We start from the raw sequence: 17,931 nt of genomic DNA, 5'->3' as shown, positions 1-17,931 counted from the left end.
CGGGATGGGCCGCCGCCTAGGGGTGGCGGCCCATCCCTGCTCGGGTCAGCCGTTGGGCGTGATGTACTGCAGGAGCGGGTAGGCGTTGTTGCTCTGGTGCACCACGTCGGTGTCCCCGTCGGCGACGAAGGTGCCCTCGACGCGGTAATACGGCGCGAACCAGGCCTGCTCGACGATGTACTCGTTGAGCTCCTGGCCGGCCTGCTCGGCCTCCTCCTCCGTGCCGCTCTGCAGCGTCGAGACCAGCTCGGCGACCTTTGGGTCCTCGACGCGGAACGGGTTCCACGACGCGGTCGGCGTGAGCGCGAAGTTGGCCAGCTGCCAGGCGGTCGGGTCCGACTGCAACTGGATCCACGACGCCGGGTACTTGGGTGCCAACAGGGCGGCGATGGCTTCCTGCAGCGAGAGCTGGTCGTACTGCACGGTGATGCCGACGTCCCCGAGGTACTGGGCGGTCAGGTCGGCCGCCGTCGTGCTGCCGAGGTTGACGTTGGGCATGGAGAGCGTGAAGCCCTCGGCGTAGCCCGCCTCGGCCAGCAGTTCCCTGGCCAGCTCCGGGTCGTAGGGGTAGCGCTCGTCGAGCTCCTCGACGTACGCCGCCGAGCTCTCGTCGAAGACCTGGGTGGTCGCGGTGCCGTAGCCCTGGACCACCGCCTTGAGCAGGGCGTCTCGGTCGACCGCGTGGTTGATCGCCTGGCGGACCCGCACGTCACCGAGCGCGGGGGCCATCGTGCCCGCTCGGTCGAAGAGGATCAGGCCCTGCCAGTCCAGCTCGTGCGGGTAGGCGGTGAAGCCCGCGCCCTCGATCTGGTCGAGGGCCGAGTTGTCGAACAGGTTGAGGCCGTTGACCTGACCACCCTGGATGGCGCTCAGCTGGGCCTGGGAGTTGTCCAGGACGTTGATGACGACCTGGTCGTAGTGCTGCTCCTCCGCGCCGGCCCAGTACTCCGGGTTCCGGTCGAAGACGTAGCTGGAGCCCACGACGGTCCGGTCGGCGTTAAAGATGTAGGGACCGGAGCCGACCGGGTCCGTGGCGGCGTCGGGCGCAGCGAAGGTCGCCGGGCTGGCCTGGGCGCCGGCGTTCTGCGCCAGGTAGTTGAGCAGCGCCGGGTCCGGTGCGGTCAGCGTGATCTCGAGGGTGTACTCGTCGGTGGCCTTGGCGTCGGCGACGCTGGCCAGGAACGAGGCGTTGGGCGAGGTGCCGGCCTTGAAACGGAGCAGGTTCTGGGCAGCCACGTCGGCGGTGAACTTCTCGCCGTCGGTGAACGTGACGTCGTCCCGCAGCTGCATGGTGAGGACGGTCTTGTCCTCGTTGTAGGACCACTCGGTGGCCAGCCAGGGCTCCACCTCGGCGTCCGGCGTCTCGCGCAGCAGCGAGTCGTAGACCGACTGGATGTACGGGGAGACGTTGGCCCACTCGGCACCGCTGGCCGCGAGCGTCTGCGGCGCGAAGATGGAGCCCAGGGTGAGGGTGCCCCCGCCCTCTGCGCCGCCGTCGCTGCCGCCGCCGTCACTGGACCCGCAGGCGGTCATCACCAACGAGGCGGCCAGGGCGATGGCGGCGATGCCAACCCTCTTGTTTCCGAGCACGGTGGAACCTCCGGGGGAGCGCACCCCCCAGCGGGGTGACGTGGCGCACAACGTAGCCGGAAAACCTACCGACCACTAGGTTTGTTTTGAAAATGTTTCGCGCTACGGTGCGGCCATGACGGCGATCACATCCAGGCCACGCGGTGAGTACGCCAAGACCGCGGCGCGCCGGCAGGAAATCCTGGACGCCGCCGTCGAGGTCTTCTCCTCTGCCGGCTTCCACAAGGGCTCGCTGCGCGACGTCGCCGAGCGGGTGGGGCTGAGCCAGGCCGGCGTGCTGCACCACTTCCCGAGCAAGACGCACCTGCTCGAGGCAGTGCTTGCCTGGCGCGACGAGCAGTCCCGACAGCGGTTCGACTTCGAGGCGGTCGCCGGTCTGGACCAGATCCGCGCGCTGCTGAACTTGGTCGAGTACAACGCCAGCACGCCGGAGCTCGTCGAGCTCTTCACCGTGCTGGCGGCGGAGGCGACCGCGCTGGACCACCCGGTCCACGGCTATTTCGTCGACCGGTACAGCTGGGTCATCCGGTACATCACCGACGCCTTCGTGGCGGTCGATGCGGCCGGTGACCTGCGACCCGGCACCGAGCCCGCCAGCGCAGCGCGCCAGCTGGTCGCGCTGATGGACGGGCTGCAGGTGCAGTGGTTGCTCGACCGGCGTTCGGTGGACATGGCGGCCGAGGTTCGCCGCTACGTCCAGTCGCTGCTCACCGTCGAGCTCTGAGGGCGCCTCCGTGACCGCATCGGCCCGCCCACGGCTGCGCGTCATCGTCGACAACGACCTCAGCGGCGATCCGGACGGGCTGGTCCAGCTGGCGCACCACGCGCTGTCCCCGTCGGTCGACCTGAGGCTGGTCATCGGCTCGCATCTGCGGCCCGGTGACCCCTTCGACCCCTCCGGCACGACCGCCGACAACGCCGCGGCGCGGGCTCGTGAGGTGCTCGCGTTGGCCGGCCGCGACGACGTCCCGGTGCTCGCCGGGTCCAATGTCGGGCTGGTCGACCGGGCCACGCCCGTCCGGTCGGCAGCCGCGGAGGCGCTGGTCGCCGAGGCGATGCGCTCCGACGTCGACACCCCGCTCTTCGTCTGCGCCGGCGCGGGGCTCACCGAGGTGGCCAGCGCCTGGCTGCTCGATCCGCGGATTGCCGAGCGGCTCACGCTGGTGTGGATCGGTGGCCCGGAACACCCGGGTCTGGCGGAGCCGCCGCCCGGTGCGATGCCGATCGAGTACAACCTGCTCATCGACGTGCTGGCCGCCTCGATCGTGTTCGGCGACTCGACGATCCCCGTCTGGCTGGTGCCCCGGGACGCCTACCGGCAGACGCTCGCCTCCTTCGCCGAACTGCAGCTGCGGCTGGGCGGTGCCGGTGCGCTGGGGGCATGGCTGTACGAGGCCCTGGATGGGGTCCGGACCATGGCCGGGCAGCACGGGTTCGACCTGGGGGAGACCTACATCCTCGGCGACAGCCCGCTGGTGCTGCTGACGGCGCTGCAGTCGGCGTTCGAGCCGGATCCCTCGTCCAGCCGGTACGTCACCCGGGAGACGCCCGGGATCACCCCGGAGGGGCAGTACACGCCCGTTCCCGGTGCGCGGCCGATGCGGGTCTACACCCAGCTGGACAACCGGCTGATGTTCGAGGACATGTACGCCAAGTTCCAGGTGCACGGTCGGGCATGACCAGCGCGGACCAGCCCAGGGTCCTGCGGTTCCCCGACGGCTTCCTCTGGGGCGCCGCCACCTCCTCGCATCAGATCGAGGGCGGCAACGTCAACAACGACTGGTGGGCCCGGGAGCACGCCCCCGGCACGTTCATGACCGAGCCCAGCGGCGACGCCTGCGACAGCTACCACCGCTACCCCGAGGACGTCGCGATCGTGGCCGACCTCGGGCTGGGTTCCTACCGGTTCAGCCTGGAGTGGAGCCGCATCGAGCCGGCTCCGGGGGAGTTCTCCCGCGCCGCCCGCGACCACTACCGGCGGATGGTCGATACCTGCTTGCAGGCCGGCGTCGTGCCCAACGTGAGCCTCAACCACTTCACCCTGCCGCAGTGGTTCGCCGATCGGGGCGGGTGGGCGGCGGCCGATGCAGCCGACCGCTTCGCGCGGTTCACCGAGTTCGTCGAGCCGGTCGTCGCCCGCGACGTCCCCTACGTCTGCACGATCAACGAGCCCAACATCACCGCGGCCTTCGCGAACCTGGGCCAGGACACCACCTTCGGCGGTGCCGGGCTGCCGGCCCCGGATCCGCACATCGCCGACGGGCTGGCCCGCGCCCACCACCGCGCGGTTGAGATCGTCCGCTCGTGGGACGGCCCGCAGGTCGGCTGGGCGGTCGCCACGCAGGCGTTCACCCCGCTGCCCGGCGCCGAGGAGCAGACCGCCCGCTACGCCGGTGCACGGGAGACCCGGTTCCTGCAGGAGGCGGCCGACGACGACTGGCTCGGGATCCAGGCCTACACGCGCACCTTCGTCGGCCCCGAAGGGCCGTTGTCGGTCACCGAGGGCACGGAGACGACGCTGACGGGGTGGGAGTACTTCCCCGGTGCCGTCGGCGTCGGGCTGCGCACGGCCGCGGAACGCGCGCCGGGCGTGCCGCTGCTGGTCACCGAGAACGGCATTGCCACCGCCGACGACGACCGGCGCCGCGACTACACCGAGGGTGCGCTGCGTGCTGTGCACGCTGCGATCGCGGACGGGGTCGACGTGCGCGGCTACTACCACTGGAGCCTGCTGGACAACTTCGAGTGGGTCGCCGGCTACCGGCCCACCTTCGGCCTGGTCGCCGTCGACCGGGCCACCTTCGCGCGGACGGTCAAGCCCAGCGCCCGTTGGCTCGGCGCGGTCGCGCGCGGCAACGCCCTGCCCTGACACCACCACCCCTGGAGGACACCCGCCATGCGCCCCACCCCGACCGGTGAGCACGTCGTTGTCGAGACCCCCGCCGGAGCTGTCCGCGGCCTGTGGCGCGCAGGATCGGCTGCATTCCTGGGCATCCCGTTCGCCGAGCCGCCGTTCGGGGACCTGCGGTTCCAGGCGCCGGTTCGGCGAGCGCCGTGGTCCGGCGTCCGGGACGCACTGCAGTACGGGTCCACCCCGCAGCGCAAGGCGCTGATGGAGATCACCACCATCCCCGAGCCCAGCGTCCCGGGCGAGGACGTGCTGTGCGTCAACGCCTTCACGCCCCGCCCTCGCCCGTCGGAGGCGGGGGAGACGCCGCTGCCGGTGCTGGTCTACGTGCACGGCGGCGGGTACGTGGCCGGTTCCCCGGCCAGCCCCTGGTACGACGGCGCCGCCTTCAACCGGGACGGCGTGGTGACGGTGTCGGTGTCCTACCGGCTGGGGTTCGAGGGTTTCGGCTTGCTGCCCGATGCCCCGGCGAACCGCGGTGTCCTGGACTGGCTGCTCGCGCTGGAATGGGTGCGGGACAGCATCGGCTCCTTCGGCGGTGATCCCCAGCGGGTCACCATCGCGGGCCAGTCCGCCGGTGGCGGCGCGGCGATGACCCTGCTGACGATGCCGCGGGCGCGCGGGTTGTTCACCGGGGTCGTCTCGATGTCCGGCGCTCCGGCCGACGTGTCGCTGGAGGACGCCCGGGCGACGACGCAACGGATCGCCGCGGCGCTGGGGGTCGCGCCGGACCGGGCCGGCTTCGCCGGCGTGACCGAGGAGGCGCTGCTGGCCGCACAGGGCTGGGGGCTGCCGTCGATGGGGGAGCTCTCCGCCGAGGGGTTGATCACGGTGATGCGCTCGATGGACGGCCGGTTGCCGCTGGGACCGGTCGTGGACGGCGACCTGCTGACAGGCACGGTCGAGGAGGGGTTGCAAGCGGGTGCCGGTGCCGACGTGCCCCTGCTGATGGGCAGCACCCGGCAGGAGTTCGGCGGGATCGCGCACGCGTTCCGGCACTTGTTCGAGGAGCACGACGTCGCCGGGGTGCTCGACGCGCTCGGGGTGGCGCCGGAGGTGGCCCGCCGGTTCGCCGGGGTGCTGCCCGGCCACCACCCGGCCGACGTGATGGGCCGCTACGTCAGCGACGTCATGTTCCGTCGCAGGGTCGTGGACTGGCTGGAGATGCGCCGTGGCGCCGCGCCGACCTGGGTGTACGACTTCGCCTGGCGATCGGCCGTCAGCGGGGTGGCCGAGCACTGCCTGGACGTGCCCTTCGCCTTCGACCTGCTCGATGACCCCGACGTGACCCGGGTTGCCGGCCCCGGCGCACCACAGCAGCTCGCCGATCGGGTCCACGGGGCGTACGTCGCCTTTGTGCGGGACCAGGACCCGGGCTGGCCGGCGCACGACGACGGGCAGGCCGTCATGGTGTTCGACGCCGACGGCGGGATCGTCCCCAGCGCGTACGACTCAGCGCGGACCCTCACCGCCCCGGAGCTGGCCACCGCGCCACCGGTCTGAAGCCCTGCCCTTGCTCGCTGGGTCGTCCGTGGAAGGCGCAGGGCGCAGGAATCCCACTGGGCGAGCCGGCGACCGATCTGCTGGACACGGCCGGGTCATGACGAGGCGATGCTCAGCCACGCGCGGCCGAGTCCTGTGGTAGGCCACTCCCTCGCGCAAGCGGAAGGGTCGCCGCCCCCTCGGCTCGGACACGATTACAGCAACCGGTACAGCAACGCGGCCCGGACGACGGCGTACCGGGGCGGACGCCGACGGACGCGGCGACGACCTGACCTGCACGAACGGCACCAGGGCGAACGGCGGCGGATCCCGCGCAGCTACCTGGGGGTCAAGGGGTCGCAGGTTCAAATCCTGTCAGCCCGACAGATGCAGTTGCAGGTCAGGGGCGGGTCGACCATCAGGTCGGCCCGCCTTCGACGTGTTCGGGCGCGCCCATCACGACATCGGGGATCTCGGCTGGCCTCGGGTCGGCCGGTCTGGCCACATGTCGGCGCCCGGGTCGTCGAGATCGACAGGGCCTGCGGTCGGCGGCCATGTCTGACGCCGGCCCGGCGCGGCCCTGGTGCGTCACAGCACCAGGGCGGCCGGGTGGTCGGTCACGTCCAGCGGGACGCCGGGCCGGTGGGTGACAGGAGCCGACAGCATCCCGGCGATCGCGTCGGCGAGGAAGTCGCCCACCGCCTGCCAGGAGGGGGCCGCGCCGTCGTGGTCGGACAGCCGCTCGACGTCCGCGCACGTCGTCGAGACGATCCGGGTCATCAGTCTCGCTCGCCCCACGACGACGTCCCGGTCCAGGTGGTCGAGACGAGCCACCACGGAATGGGTGATCGCGGAAGCGGATGGTGCCAGGTCCGTCGAATCGCCCAGCAGGCCCGCGGCCATCGGGTCGTGCAGCGCCTGGGCGAGGAAGCGGGCCCGGCTGCTGGGCTGCGGCAACGCCCCCAACGCGTCGGTGAACGGGACCACCAGGCTGCGGACGTCCTCCAGGACCGAGTCGGAGCCCGCGAACATCGCCCGCCGGGGGGGCTCCAGCGCGACGAGGTGGCGGGTGATCAGCGCCTGGAGCAGCCCTTCCCGGCCGCCGAAGTAGTACCGCACGGCGGAGTGGTTGGTGTTGCCCGCGCTCTCGGCGACCTTCCGGTCGGAGACCTGGGCGATGCCGGCCTCGGCGAACAGGCGCTCGGCCGCGTCCAGCAGAGCCGTGCGGGCAGCGTCGGACCGTGCCACCTGGGTGCCTCCTCGGCTGGCTTCCTCTGTTGTGACCCGCGTCAAGCTAGCCGGTTGCTGACTTTGTAAGTCATATGACTTACATTCAGATCGTCTCAGCCCGGGCGCACGCGTCCCGCTCCGCCGCCGCAGCCGGAGTCGGTCACCTCACCGATGCTCGCCCGCCCTCGTCAGGAGCAGTCGCATGGAGCCCCTCACTGCCGCATCGTCCGCCGCCGGTCCTCCCGTGGTCGGCCCGCCGATCGAGGACCGCCGGACCCGCATCGCGCGCTACGTCTTCCTGTTCCTCATCCCCTTCCTGATGGTCACGATGATGTACGCGACGTACGTCGGGACCATGCACGCGCCGCACCCGCGGGACATGCCCGTTGCGGTGGTCGGCGTCGGCGCGCAGGCGGAAGCGGTCGTGGACTTGCTCGCCGCCGTCCCGGACGACGCCGTGGCCCCGCGTCTGGTCCGCTCGGCGGGCGAAGCTGTCGAGCTGCTGGAGAGCCGGGAGGTCGTCGGCGCGCTGGAGGTCCCGCAGCCGGGCACCGACGCGGCGACCCTCTACACCGCCAACGCGGCCGGGCCCTCGCAGGCCACGACCGTCCAGCAGCTGCTCGCGCCGGTCGCCGTCCAGCAGGGCTGGACCATCGAGTCCGAGGACGTCGCCCCGCTGAACCCGGGTGACTCCTCCGGCACGGCGGTGCTCTTCGCCGCCATGGGGATGATGCTGGCCGGGTACGTCCCGCTCAGCGTGATCCTGCTGGGCCTGCCGCACCTGCTGTCGGTCCGGCGGTTCGTGCCGGTGCTCCTGGGCTGGGCGGCCGGGACGAGCGCGCTCATCTGGCTCATCCTCGGGCCGATCGTGGGTGCCGTGGACGGGCACTTCCTCGGCTTCTTCGGCGTCGGCATGCTGGCCGTTGGCGCGGTCGGGGCGGCCCAGCTGCTGTTCACCAAGCTGATGGGCCCCCTCGCCGTCCTCATCGGCATGCTGCTCTACGTCGTGCTGGGCATGCCGGCCTCGGGCCTGGCGCTGTCGGTCGACGTCATGCCGGGCTTCTTCTCCTTCCTGCACGGCGTGCTGCCGCTCCCGGCCGCGGGGGAGGCGCTGCGCTCGCTCGTCTACTTCGACGGTGACGGGCTCGGCAGGCACCTGCTCACGCTCACCGTCTGGGTCGTGGTCGCGCTGGGGCTGTCGCTGCTCAAGGAGCGCGCGAGCGGCCTGGCGGTCCCCGGCGCCCCGGCGGTCACCGACCCAGACGCGCCGCTCCCGGCGTTGGCCGGCGGCCCGCTGCGGTCCCTGCGGTTCCGCTACGTGACCGCAGCGGCGTTCCCGCTGTCCATCCTGGTCATGGTGGTCGGCCTGATGAGCTTCGCCATGCACGAGCCGACGGTGCGTGAGCTCCCGGTGGCCGTGGTCGGGTCGACGGGGCAGCAGGCGTCGCAGGTGGCCGACGGTCTCCAGTCGAGCCTGGGGTCGATGGTCGACGTCCAGGTGGCCGGGTCGGTGGACGCCGCGACCGACGCCGTCGTCGACGGGGAGGTCGTCGCCGCCTACGTGCTCCCCGCCGGCCCAGGTGAGGACGCCACCCTCTACACCTCCGCGGGCGCCGGCGTCAGCCAGCAGAGCGTGGTGCGCGCGGTGTTCGGTCAGGTCGCTGCCGGGCAGCAGGTGCCACTCACAGAGACCGACCTGACGCCGCTGCGCGACTCCGACACCATGGGCAGCAACAGCATGTACGTCGGCATGGCCTGGATCATGGCCGGCTTCCTGATCATGGCCGTCTTCCGCGGTGGTGCTCCCGAGCTGAAGCGCTTCCGCCAGTTCGGACCGCACCTCGCCGGTTGGTCGGTCGGCATGGCCGTCTGGCTGTGGCTGCTCTTCGACGTGGTCATCGGTGCGGTCAACGGGAACGCCTGGCAGATGATCGGCTTCGGGGCGGCGACCATCTTCGCCATGGCGGTGGTGACCGGCGTCTTCACCCGGACGCTGGGGCTGGCCGCGATCGTGCCGGTGATGGTCGTGCTGATGCTGGCCGGCGTCCCGGCCTCGGGGGGTGGACTGTCGCTGTACATGGTCCCCGAGGTCTTCCGCGGCCTGTCGGAGGTGCTGCCGCTGCCCGCGGCGGTGGACGCGGCGAGGTCGCTGGTCTACTTCGACGGTGCCGGGGTCGGCCGGGACCTCCTGGTCATCGCCGTATGGGGCGTCATCGGACTGCTGCTCAACCTCGTCGTGGACCGGTGGCTGCGGCGCCGGGAGGACGGGACCGGCGTCCCCGGGCCGGACGGCCGCCCCTCGCCTCCCGGGGCGGCGGACGAGGACGCCGACCGGGACGGGACCGACCGCACCGATGCCGACCGGCTCGAGGGCGCCGGGGCCCGCTGAGGACGACGGGCTGGGCGGCGATCCGCCGTCCAGCCCGGGCCGGGTCCGGGACGGGGTGGCACGGAGGCAAGTCCTGGCACCCCCTGCCGCTGCGCGTTCGGACGTGGTGACGCGCTGACCACGGGAATCCTGATCAGGGTGGACGGCGGCGGACCCCGCGCAGGAGATGGAGGTCAAGGGGTCGCAGGTTCGGGTCCTGTCAGCCCGACAGAGCACGACACAGGGGCCGTTCCCGCGAGACCGGGGGCGGCCCCTGTCGCTGTTCCGGGTGTTCGACCACGTCTTCGACCACCGTCAGCCGACCCGAGTACCCCAGGACGGCGTTCAAGGTGGCCACGGCGTTCCGGAAGACGTCGGGGGAGACGTCGTCGGTGATGGCGATTGAGGAGTGGCCTCCGTGGACGTGTCGCGTCGGCTTGCTGATCTGCTGAGGCACATGGGAGTTGGTCCGGCGTCCGCCTGATCGGCCGCCTGTGGCGCTTGCACACATGCACTGGCCCCTGATGGTGCGGCCGGCCGCGATGGTTGCCTGGTGTTACTGGATTGTGACGTCCATCGGGGTTCGTTGTAGCGTCTCGGCCGGTCCGCCCGAGCCCCGATCTCGCCCAGAGGTCCTCGCGCAGACCCCGTCGAACTGCTACCGCTCACGCGGTGGAAGACCGGGGACCCATCGTTCCCTGGGGTGAATCTCGCCTGGCCCATGCGCCGCCGCGAGTAGGGCTGTCTCCGGCCCGAACCCGTCAGCTAACTCGGTAGACGGCGAGGGAGAACGGAGCTCGCCGCGTTGGCGACGTCGCACGACACCGTCTTGCAGCACCATGTCCACCGACGCCGCCGCGCCCGATGGCGCGCCGCGTTCACTGCGCCGACGCTGGCCGCCGGTGCTGCCCTGCTGGTGCTCACCGGTCCGGCAGCCCACGCCGCACCTGAGCCCCCGCCGGCCCCGGCAGGCCAACCCGGACTCGCCGAGGCCGAGGCCGCGCTGGCCAGCGTCGAGGCGTCGGTGGTGGCGGCGGAGGAGACCCTGCGGCGGCTCACGGTGGAGGCTGAGGCGGTCGCCGACCAGAGCCTGGTCGCCCAGGCCGCGCTGCTCACAGCCCGGCAGGAGGCCGACGCCCGGGTGGCCGAGCTGACGGCTGCGCAGGCAGCAGTCGGGCAGGCGCGAGCCGACGTCGTCGCACTGGCCCGGCAGAGCTACATGGGCGCTGACGCCTACGGCAGTGCGTCGGCCTTCTTCGCCGCAGGAAGCCCCGAGGAAGTCCTCCAACGAGCCGCCACGCTGGAGCTGCTGGGTGATGACCGGGGCGAGCGACTGGACGAGCTCGAGGTCGTCCAGCGCCAGCAGCAGGCGGCTACCGAGGCAGCGAAGGCCGCCGTGGTTGCCCGCGATGCGGCCGCCGCATCCGCCGCGGAGGCCGAACGGGTCGCCAACGACGAGCTCGCCGCGGCGCAGCAGACCTACGACGCCGCCGTGGGGGACAGGGCCGCGTTGGAGCAGCAGTTGCAGGAGGCGCGGGAGCGGGTGGTCACCCTCGGGGGCGATGCTGCTGCGGAGCCGGTGGAACAGCAGGCCGGCAGCGATGTCACTGCGGTACCGACGGAGCAACCGAGCAGTGGCGATGTCGATGCACTACTGGCGGAACGGCTGGACGGTGCGGCTTCCCGGGGAGGTGGACGGCCCGTGCCCAACGCCGGCATCCCGACCGCGGGCCGGGTGACCTCCTGCTACGGCGCCCGGTGGGGGACCATGCACCACGGCGTGGACATCGCCGCCCCGATCGGCACACCGATCTATGCGCCCGAAGCCGGCGTGGTGCTCCAGGCCGGCCCCGCATCCGGCTTCGGATTGGCTGTCTACCTGGAGCATGAGGACGGCTCGATCACCCTCTACGGGCACATCGACAGCTACTCGGTCGAAGCGGGACAGCAGGTGTCCGCTGGGCAGCAGATCGCGATGGTGGGCAACACGGGTCAGTCCACCGGTCCGCACCTGCACTTCGAAGTGCATCAGGGTGGGCTCTACCAGGACCGCAGCAACCCGGTTCCGTGGCTGGCCGCCCGCGGCCTGCCGCTGGGCGGTAGCTGCGGCTGACCTCGGGGGCCTCGAACGCTGTCAGTCGCTGACACCACTGGGCGGTCAGCGCCGCTGAGTGGTGGTTGCCGTGGGACCGTCACGCCGTCTTGCGGTCATGCTCAGCGTGGGAGGAAGGGCCCGGGCGTCACGTCCCCCTGGAGGCTGTCAGGGTCGGCTTCGGGGGATCAGCCATGCGGGAACCGTGGCGCGAGGCGGCAACCGAGCAGGAGATGGACCGGCACCGAGGCCGACACTCGGTCCAAGCGGCCGACGGCCTTCTCGGGTGCGCCAGCCAGGCCGTCGTACCTTCGTGTGGAGGAGGTGGTCCTGGTGGCACGGCTATGGGCGGCGCTGCTGCTGTTGGCCGCTGTCTTCGCCATGCACGGGATCCAGTGCGCGGCCGCGGGCTCAGCGCTGGCACACGGGTCCACATCGCTCAGTGCGGCTGCCTCGGTCGATGTATCGGCAGCGTCCGTCCATCTGGGCCCCGTCGCAGGTGCGATGCCCGACCACCGGCGCGTCGCAGCCACACGCGGGGCAGCAGACGCAGATGCCACCGGGTCCAGCGGCCTGCCGGCCCCGTGGCACGACGCTCACCTCCTGGCGGTGTGCCTCGCCGTTCTGCTCGCGGGGCTGACCGTCCTCGCGGCCGTGGTGCTCCGCCGAGGCTCGGCGCTCCCGCCCGCCCGCGGCTCGCCCACACCTTCCCGCTGGCCCACCGGGTGGTCGAGGCAGCCTCGACCACCCACCCTCTCTGCTCTCTGTCTCCTGCGGATCTAGGCCGAACAGCTGCACCCCGACAGCTCCCGCTGTCCCGGGGTCCTGCACGCATGCCCACATCTGTCAGACAGGAGACCCAGCATGACCCGCACCAGCATTCGCCTCGTCCGCCTCACCGGTGGGCTGATGGCCGCCGTCATCGTCCTCGCCGGCTGCTCGGACACCGAGCAGACCTCCGCCACCGGCGGCAACGCGGCCGACGACAGCTCCGCCGAGCAGGGCGCGGAGTTCAACGACACGGACGTCGCGTTCGCGCAGGGGATGATCCCGCACCACGAGGGCGCGCTCATGATGTCCGCGGTCGCCATCGACCGCGCCTCCGATCCCCGGGTCGTGGACCTGGCCGAGCGGATCGAAGCAGGTCAGGACCCGGAGATCGACCTCATGACGGCCTGGCTGGAGGAGTGGGGCCAGCCGCTCGAGGAGCCCGGTCCGATGGGCGGCATGGACCACGGGTCCGGGGACATGGGCGGCATGGGCATGGACGGCGGCATGGGCATGGGCATGGAGGAGATGCCTGCGGCCGGCCGGGACTTCGACCGCATGTGGCTCGACGCCATGATCGAGCACCACGAGGGCGCCGTCGAGATGGCGCAGACCGAGGTCGAGGACGGCCGCAACGCCGAGGCCGTCGACCTGGCTCGCTCGATCAGCGAGGTCCAGGCGCAGGAGATCGAGGAGATGCGGCAGCTGCTCACCGAGCTGGGTGGCTGATCCGTTCCTGGTGGGGCGCGGTGCCGTCCGGGCACCGCGCCCCACCTCTCCCGTGTCCCGGGTGGCCTCGGCCGCTCGATCGCCGCCGCAGTTCCGTCGACTCGTGCGGTGACCGCAGTCCCCTCAGCGGCTGTCCCCGCGCACAGCCCGTCGATGTGGTCCGCCGCGTCCAGAGCACCCGGACCCGCTCGGCGAGGGGCCCGCCGGGCGACGTCGGACCCGGTGAGCGGACATCACCTCTCGGCAGCCGCGCGCATCGCTCGTGACGCTGGAGGCGGCCGACGGACACCATCGGTGCGGGTCTCCAGGGCACACTCGCGCTGTGGAGCGTCATGAGTTCGGCGCAGCAGTGCGCCACCTGCGGGAGAGCACGGACCCCTCGGGTGTCGGGCTGCCAGTCGGCGGGCGGCGGGTCCCCGGCCTGCGGCGGGAGGAGCTCGGTGAGCTCGCCGGCATGTCCGCCGACTACGTCCGCCGACTGGAACAGGGACGGAGCCATCCCTCGGCCGGCGTGGTCAAGGCCATCGCCCGGGCCATGCGCGTCGGACGGGCGGACTACGAACGGCTCTCTGCGCTCGCCGGGTACGCCGCCGCGGACGGGCAGGTGCCGACCGACCTGGGGCCGGGCGCGACGCGGCTGCTGGAGCGGTTCTCCGACACCCCGATGATCGTCACCGATGCGGCGATGAACGTCGTCGCGGTCAACAGCGGGTTCCTGGCCCTGGAGCACTGGGACCTCACCGGGGAGCGCTGGGAGTGGAACGTGGCCTGGCGCATCTTCTGCCACCCGTTCGCTGCCTTCCAGCAGTCCGACGCCGACGCCGCCGATCACGAGACGATCCAGGTGGCTCAGCTGAGAGCCGCGCTGTTGCGGTACCCCGGCGATGCGTCGCTCGCCGCGATGGTCGACGAGATGCGGACCCGGAGCCGGCGGTTCGACACGCTCTGGCGGGCACCGCGACCGGTGGCGGCCTACGAGAGCAGCGCGACCTTCACCCAGTCCGACGGGGACTCCCTCACCCTCGTCGAGAACCTGATCGCCATCCCCGGTGACGACCTGGCGGCCGTCATGCTGACCGCGGAGCCGGGTTCGCGCGATGCGGCGCGGCTGGTGGAGGTGGTCGGCGCAGCCGACGAACGGGCGGTCGTCAAAGTGGGCCAAACCGGCCCAGGCTGACCGCGCCGGGACCTGCGACGTTGGGTGACGTCTCAACGACGTCACCACCACGAGAGCGGGTCCAGCGATGAAGGCAGTGCGTTTCCACGAGGTCGGCGGTCCGGAGGTCCTGCGCTACGAGGACGTCGACCGGCCCACCCCTGGGGGCAGGCGAGGTACGGGTGCGGGTGGCGGCCTCGGCGTTCAACGCCGCCGACGCCGGCATGCGCGGCGGCTTCCTGCCGATCCCGGTCGTGCTGCCGCACGTGCCCGGATACGACGTCTCCGGCACGGTCGACGCGCTCGGGGACGGCGTCGGCGGCACCACCGGCGAGGGCGGCCTGCAGGTGGGGGACGCGGTGATCGGCTTCCTGCCGATGGAACGGGACGGCGGCGCGGCGGAGTACGTGATCGCCCCGGTGGAGGCGCTCGTCCCGGCCCCCACGAAGATCCCCCTGCCCGACGCGGCAGGTCTGCCGTCGGTGGCGCTGGCGGCCTGGCAGGCGTTGTTCGACCTCGGGGAGCTGACCGCCGGGCAGCGGGTCCTGGTCAACGGTGCCGGGGGAGTGGTCGGCAAGTACGCCGTCGCGCTGGCCGCACGAGCCGGGGTGCACGTCGTGGCGACCGCCAGTCCGCGCAGCAGCGCCGCCGTCCGCGCAGCCGGCGCCGACCAGGTCATCGACCACACCACCACGGACGTGCTGGACGCGGTCGACGAGCAGGTCGACGTGCTGGTCAACCTCGCCCCCGTCGACCCCGACCGGTTCGCCGCGTTGGTGGCCCTGGTCCGCGACGGTGGCAAGGTCGTCAGCACGACCGCGTTCATGGCCACCCCCGGTGACGAGACCCGCGGCGTCAGCGCAGCGACCGTGTTCGTGCTGCCCGACCGGGACCGCCTCACCGAGCTGGTGTCCCTGGTCGACAGCGGGGACCTGCAGGTCGAGGTCACCCGCCGCATCCTGCTGACCGAGCTGCCCGCGCTGCACGTCGAGGCCGCCGCCGGTCGCCTCGAGGGCAAGGTCGTCGTCGAGCCGGCCTGAGCCCGCGACCCGTGCGTCCCGGGCCGTCGCGCCGGGGGCCGGGTGTGGTCGACTGGAGTTGCGGCCTCGCGTGCCGATGTGGCTGGTGTCCCCTGCGGGACGCACACCGATGAGGGGATGTGGACGTGGAGCACTTGCGCCGACTGCAGATCGAGCGGCCCGTGGTCTTCTGGGTCGTCGTGCTGGCGGGCTTCTTCGTGGCCTTCCAGCTGCTGCTGTTCGTGGCGGCGCTGCTGCTGGGGCCGTTCGGGCTGCCGGCCTGGGCGCCCATCGCGGTGGTGCTGGCCGGTCTGGTCGTCGTCGCGCGACGGCAACAGCGCTGACCCGACCGCCGGGCCGGGACGACCTGCCCGGCCGAGCGGCTGCGGTCAGAAGGAGACCGGGAGCTCCTCGACGCCGTGGACGAACGACAGCCCCCGCCAGGGGAGCGTCTCCTCGGGAACGGCGAGAGCGAGGTCAGGGAAGCGGCGGAACAGCGCCGGGAGCGTGATGCGGAGCTCCATGCGCGCGAGCTCGGCGCCGACGCAGCGGTGCATCCCGTGGCCGAACGCCAGGTGGCCGCCGGCGGGGGACCGGTCCGGTTGGAACCGGTCGGGCTGCGGGCCGGCCCAGGCCGGGTCGCGGTCGGCCCCGCTGAGGGAGACGGCGACGAGGTCGCCCCGCCGGACCGGGCAGCCGGACAGCTCCAGGTCCTGCTTGGCGAACCGCGGGAAGGCCACCTGGACCACCGACAGATACCGCAGCAGCTCCTCCACCAGGCCGTCGATCTCGGCCGGTGAGCCCTCTCGGACGAGGGCGGCATGAGCGGGGTCGCGCAGCAGCACCATGGTGCCCAGGGAGAGGGAGCTGGCGGTGGTCTCGTAGCCGCCGGTGACGATCCCGTCGACGAGGCCCGCGAGGTCGTCGTCGGAGAGGGCGTCGCCCTCGGCCTGGAGGACCCGCCCGATCAGGCCGTGCCCGGGCGCCGTCCGCTGCCGCGCCACCACGTCGAGGAGGATCCGCTTCTGCTCCGACACCGCACCGAGCGCCGCGGCTGCGCCCCCCGTGGCGTCGAAGCGCTTGGTGCCCAGCCGGACGAAGGCCTCGTGGTCGGCGTCGTCCAGCCCCAGCAGCCCACAGATCACGTCCATCGGGACCCGCCAGGAGACGTGCTCGGCGAGGTCGGCAGGCGATCCGGCCGCGGCGAGCTCGTCCAGCCGGCGGGTGACGATCGCCTCGACCGTGGGCTCCAGCCGGTCCAGCCGGCGCCGGGTGAACTCCGGGGCCACGAGCTTGCGCAGCCGGGTGTGCAGCGGCGGGTCGGTGAACCCCAGGCCGCCGACGTCGGCTGTCGACCCCGGCCCGGCGTCGCCGAACAGGTGCCGGATGTCGTTGCTGTAGGAGTCGCGGTCGGCCAGGACGGCGCGGGCCTGCTCGTACCCGGTGACGAGGTGCGCCGCGAGACCCATGGGCAGGTCGAGTCGCTCCACCGGACAGCGGGCGCGCAGTTCGGCGAGCTCCGGCACCGGGTCCACCCCGCGCCGCAGCAGGGGCAGCCGAGCGCTCTCCGGGAAGAAGGTCAGCTCGGTGAGGTCGATGCCCTTCTTGCGGATCCGTCGCTCCACGATGCGGCCCAGCCATGCCTGGGCCACGGCCCGTGCGCTGCGCTGACGCCGCGACCACCCGCGCGACCTCCGCGTCACCGGTCGGGCGGCCAGGGCGGCGGTCCGCCGCACGCGGCGACGCCTGGACCTGCGTGGTGCTGAGAAGTCGGTCGTGGACATGATCCCTCGTCGTCGTCCGGGCACCGGCGCGACGGCGAGCCACGCCGAGCCCACCGGGGGACCAGCACCCGACCGGCGTCGGGTGCTGATCGTGCGACGTCCGCCGTGCGACGACGTCGTGGGACCTCGATCGGATCACGGGCGTCGCACGGTCGCCGTCGACGGTGCCCGCGCCGTGGCGGGCCGTCCGTGGCGGTGGGCTCTGCCCCGACCATCCCATGCGGACGGCCGGACACCGCCGGCGACCCTCCGAGGCGGAGACGGACAGTGCCCCCCTGCCCGCGGTACGGGCAGGGGGGCACTGTGTCCGGGTGGAGCGGACCGGGCGGGTCAGCCCGCCAGGTAGTTCACGTGCGGGTGGTCCATGTGGTTGGCCGTGGCGCTCCCGCGGTCGGCCATGGGGCTCCACGAGCCGGTCGGCGACATGAGGATGCGCTGCTGCCAGATGATGTAGTCCACGCCGAGGGCGTCCCAGTTGGCGATGTGGTACTCGACGATCGCATCCCCGAGCGCGGTGTCGGACATGACCATGTAGTCCAGGGCGAGCCCGGAGGGGTGGCCGTTGGGGTCGGTGGCGCTGGCCCGCGTCCCACCGATGGTGATGCCCGTGGCGCCCGGCACGTCGGTCACGACGGCGTTCGCGGCGGCCTGCGCGCGCGGCTGCACGGGACCGGAGCTGTTGCTGATCTGGGCGACCGTGGACGGGGAGGCAGCGGTCACCGCCACCGCCGGGGCCACTGCCGGCGCGGGGGCCGGTGCCGGCGCGGGGGCGGGAGCCGGCGCGGGGGCGGGAGCCGGAGCCGGG

14 protein-coding genes, 1 pseudogene and 1 riboswitch are annotated in these 17,931 nt (G+C 72.4%); of the genes and pseudogenes, 11 read left to right on the top strand and 4 right to left on the bottom strand.

The genetic code is table 11. The annotated features are described in order from the left end of the window. Nucleotides 1-45: 45 nt before the first annotated feature. Nucleotides 46-1,590, bottom strand: coding sequence for an ABC transporter substrate-binding protein (locus IN07_RS09815; protein ID WP_036335491.1), 1,545 nt, complete (start codon nucleotides 1,588-1,590; stop codon nucleotides 46-48). 115 nt (nucleotides 1,591-1,705) lie between these two features. On the opposite strand from IN07_RS09815, the gene IN07_RS09810 reads away from it, so the two are divergent. The 4 genes from IN07_RS09810 to IN07_RS09795 are packed head-to-tail and all read left to right on the top strand — an operon-like array spanning nucleotide 1,706 to nucleotide 6,001. Next, a complete protein-coding gene (locus IN07_RS09810; protein ID WP_036335490.1) occupies nucleotides 1,706-2,314 on the top strand; it encodes a TetR/AcrR family transcriptional regulator in 609 nt (202 codons plus the stop codon). A gap of 10 nt (nucleotides 2,315-2,324) precedes the next feature. Then, the gene (locus tag IN07_RS09805) at nucleotides 2,325-3,269 is read left to right on the top strand and encodes a nucleoside hydrolase (RefSeq protein WP_036335489.1); all 945 of its coding nucleotides are present in this window, start codon (nucleotides 2,325-2,327) and stop codon (nucleotides 3,267-3,269) included. After that, a complete protein-coding gene (locus IN07_RS09800; protein ID WP_036335488.1) occupies nucleotides 3,266-4,459 on the top strand; it encodes a glycoside hydrolase family 1 protein in 1,194 nt (397 codons plus the stop codon). Before IN07_RS09805 ends, IN07_RS09800 begins: the two co-directional genes overlap by 4 nt. Before the next feature lie 27 nt (nucleotides 4,460-4,486). Further along, a complete protein-coding gene (locus IN07_RS09795; RefSeq protein ID WP_064972393.1) occupies nucleotides 4,487-6,001 on the top strand; it encodes a carboxylesterase/lipase family protein in 1,515 nt (504 codons plus the stop codon). A 567-nt stretch (nucleotides 6,002-6,568) separates the two neighbouring features. On the opposite strand, the gene IN07_RS09790 is transcribed toward IN07_RS09795, so the two are convergent. Next, on the bottom strand, nucleotides 6,569-7,228 hold the full coding sequence (locus tag IN07_RS09790; RefSeq protein ID WP_036335487.1) for a TetR/AcrR family transcriptional regulator: 660 nt from the start codon (nucleotides 7,226-7,228) through the stop codon (nucleotides 6,569-6,571). Nucleotides 7,229-7,412: 184 nt separating this feature from the next. Here IN07_RS09790 and IN07_RS09785 point away from each other — a divergent pair, with 184 nt between their 5' ends. The 7 genes from IN07_RS09785 to IN07_RS09760 all read left to right on the top strand — a co-directional run bounded on the left by IN07_RS09785 (nucleotide 7,413) and on the right by IN07_RS09760 (nucleotide 15,686). Further along, nucleotides 7,413-9,599 carry an ABC transporter permease gene (locus IN07_RS09785; protein WP_036335486.1) on the top strand — a complete coding sequence of 729 codons (2,187 nt, stop codon included), beginning with the start codon at nucleotides 7,413-7,415 and terminating at the stop codon, nucleotides 9,597-9,599. A gap of 621 nt (nucleotides 9,600-10,220) precedes the next feature. Continuing rightward, a riboswitch (cyclic di-AMP (ydaO/yuaA leader) is annotated at nucleotides 10,221-10,372 on the top strand. Nucleotides 10,373-10,602: 230 nt separating this feature from the next. Further along, nucleotides 10,603-11,691, top strand: a complete 1,089-nt coding sequence (locus tag IN07_RS09780) for a peptidoglycan DD-metalloendopeptidase family protein (RefSeq protein ID WP_231558081.1) — start codon at nucleotides 10,603-10,605, stop codon at nucleotides 11,689-11,691. A 294-nt stretch (nucleotides 11,692-11,985) separates the two neighbouring features. Then, entirely contained in the window at nucleotides 11,986-12,453 is a 468-nt protein-coding gene (locus IN07_RS26935; RefSeq protein ID WP_407937435.1) for a DUF6153 family protein, read from the top strand. Between the two features lie 81 nt (nucleotides 12,454-12,534). Then, on the top strand, nucleotides 12,535-13,167 hold the full coding sequence (locus IN07_RS09775) for a DUF305 domain-containing protein (protein WP_036335484.1): 633 nt from the start codon (nucleotides 12,535-12,537) through the stop codon (nucleotides 13,165-13,167). A 322-nt stretch (nucleotides 13,168-13,489) separates the two neighbouring features. Further along, nucleotides 13,490-14,344 (top strand): helix-turn-helix domain-containing protein, encoded by an 855-nt coding sequence (locus tag IN07_RS09770; protein ID WP_036335483.1) that lies wholly within the window; start codon nucleotides 13,490-13,492, stop codon nucleotides 14,342-14,344. Nucleotides 14,345-14,511: 167 nt separating this feature from the next. After that, nucleotides 14,512-15,363 (top strand): NADP-dependent oxidoreductase, encoded by an 852-nt coding sequence (locus IN07_RS09765; RefSeq protein WP_231558080.1) that lies wholly within the window; start codon nucleotides 14,512-14,514, stop codon nucleotides 15,361-15,363. Nucleotides 15,364-15,488: 125 nt separating this feature from the next. After that, nucleotides 15,489-15,686 (top strand): hypothetical protein, encoded by a 198-nt coding sequence (locus IN07_RS09760; protein WP_036335543.1) that lies wholly within the window; start codon nucleotides 15,489-15,491, stop codon nucleotides 15,684-15,686. Nucleotides 15,687-15,731: 45 nt separating this feature from the next. On the opposite strand, the gene IN07_RS09755 is transcribed toward IN07_RS09760, so the two are convergent. Both IN07_RS09755 and IN07_RS09750 read right to left on the bottom strand, forming a co-directional pair. Next, nucleotides 15,732-16,994 (bottom strand): cytochrome P450, encoded by a 1,263-nt coding sequence (locus IN07_RS09755; RefSeq protein ID WP_036335482.1) that lies wholly within the window; start codon nucleotides 16,992-16,994, stop codon nucleotides 15,732-15,734. A gap of 462 nt (nucleotides 16,995-17,456) precedes the next feature. Further along, a pseudogene (locus tag IN07_RS09750) lies at nucleotides 17,457-17,931 on the bottom strand (hypothetical protein); the annotation flags it as partial.

It is taken from the genome of Modestobacter caceresii, assembly GCF_000761485.1.
GTDB classification, from domain to species: Bacteria; Actinomycetota; Actinomycetes; order Mycobacteriales; family Geodermatophilaceae; genus Modestobacter; species Modestobacter caceresii.
The sequence above is the reverse complement of the archived record's forward strand: the minus strand, read 5'-3'. Positions and strand labels throughout refer to the sequence as shown.

Bases quoted from the DNA above. Each gene is read 5' to 3' on its own strand.
- IN07_RS09810 (WP_036335490.1), top strand. From the start codon at position 1,706: ATGACGGCGATCACATCCAGGCCACGCGGTGAGTACGCCAAGACCGCG.
- IN07_RS09785 (WP_036335486.1), top strand. From the start codon at position 7,413: ATGGAGCCCCTCACTGCCGCATCGTCCGCCGCCGGTCCTCCCGTGGTC.
- IN07_RS09775 (WP_036335484.1), top strand. From the start codon at position 12,535: ATGACCCGCACCAGCATTCGCCTCGTCCGCCTCACCGGTGGGCTGATG.
- IN07_RS09795 (WP_064972393.1), top strand. From the start codon at position 4,487: ATGCGCCCCACCCCGACCGGTGAGCACGTCGTTGTCGAGACCCCCGCC.
- IN07_RS09800 (WP_036335488.1), top strand. From the start codon at position 3,266: ATGACCAGCGCGGACCAGCCCAGGGTCCTGCGGTTCCCCGACGGCTTC.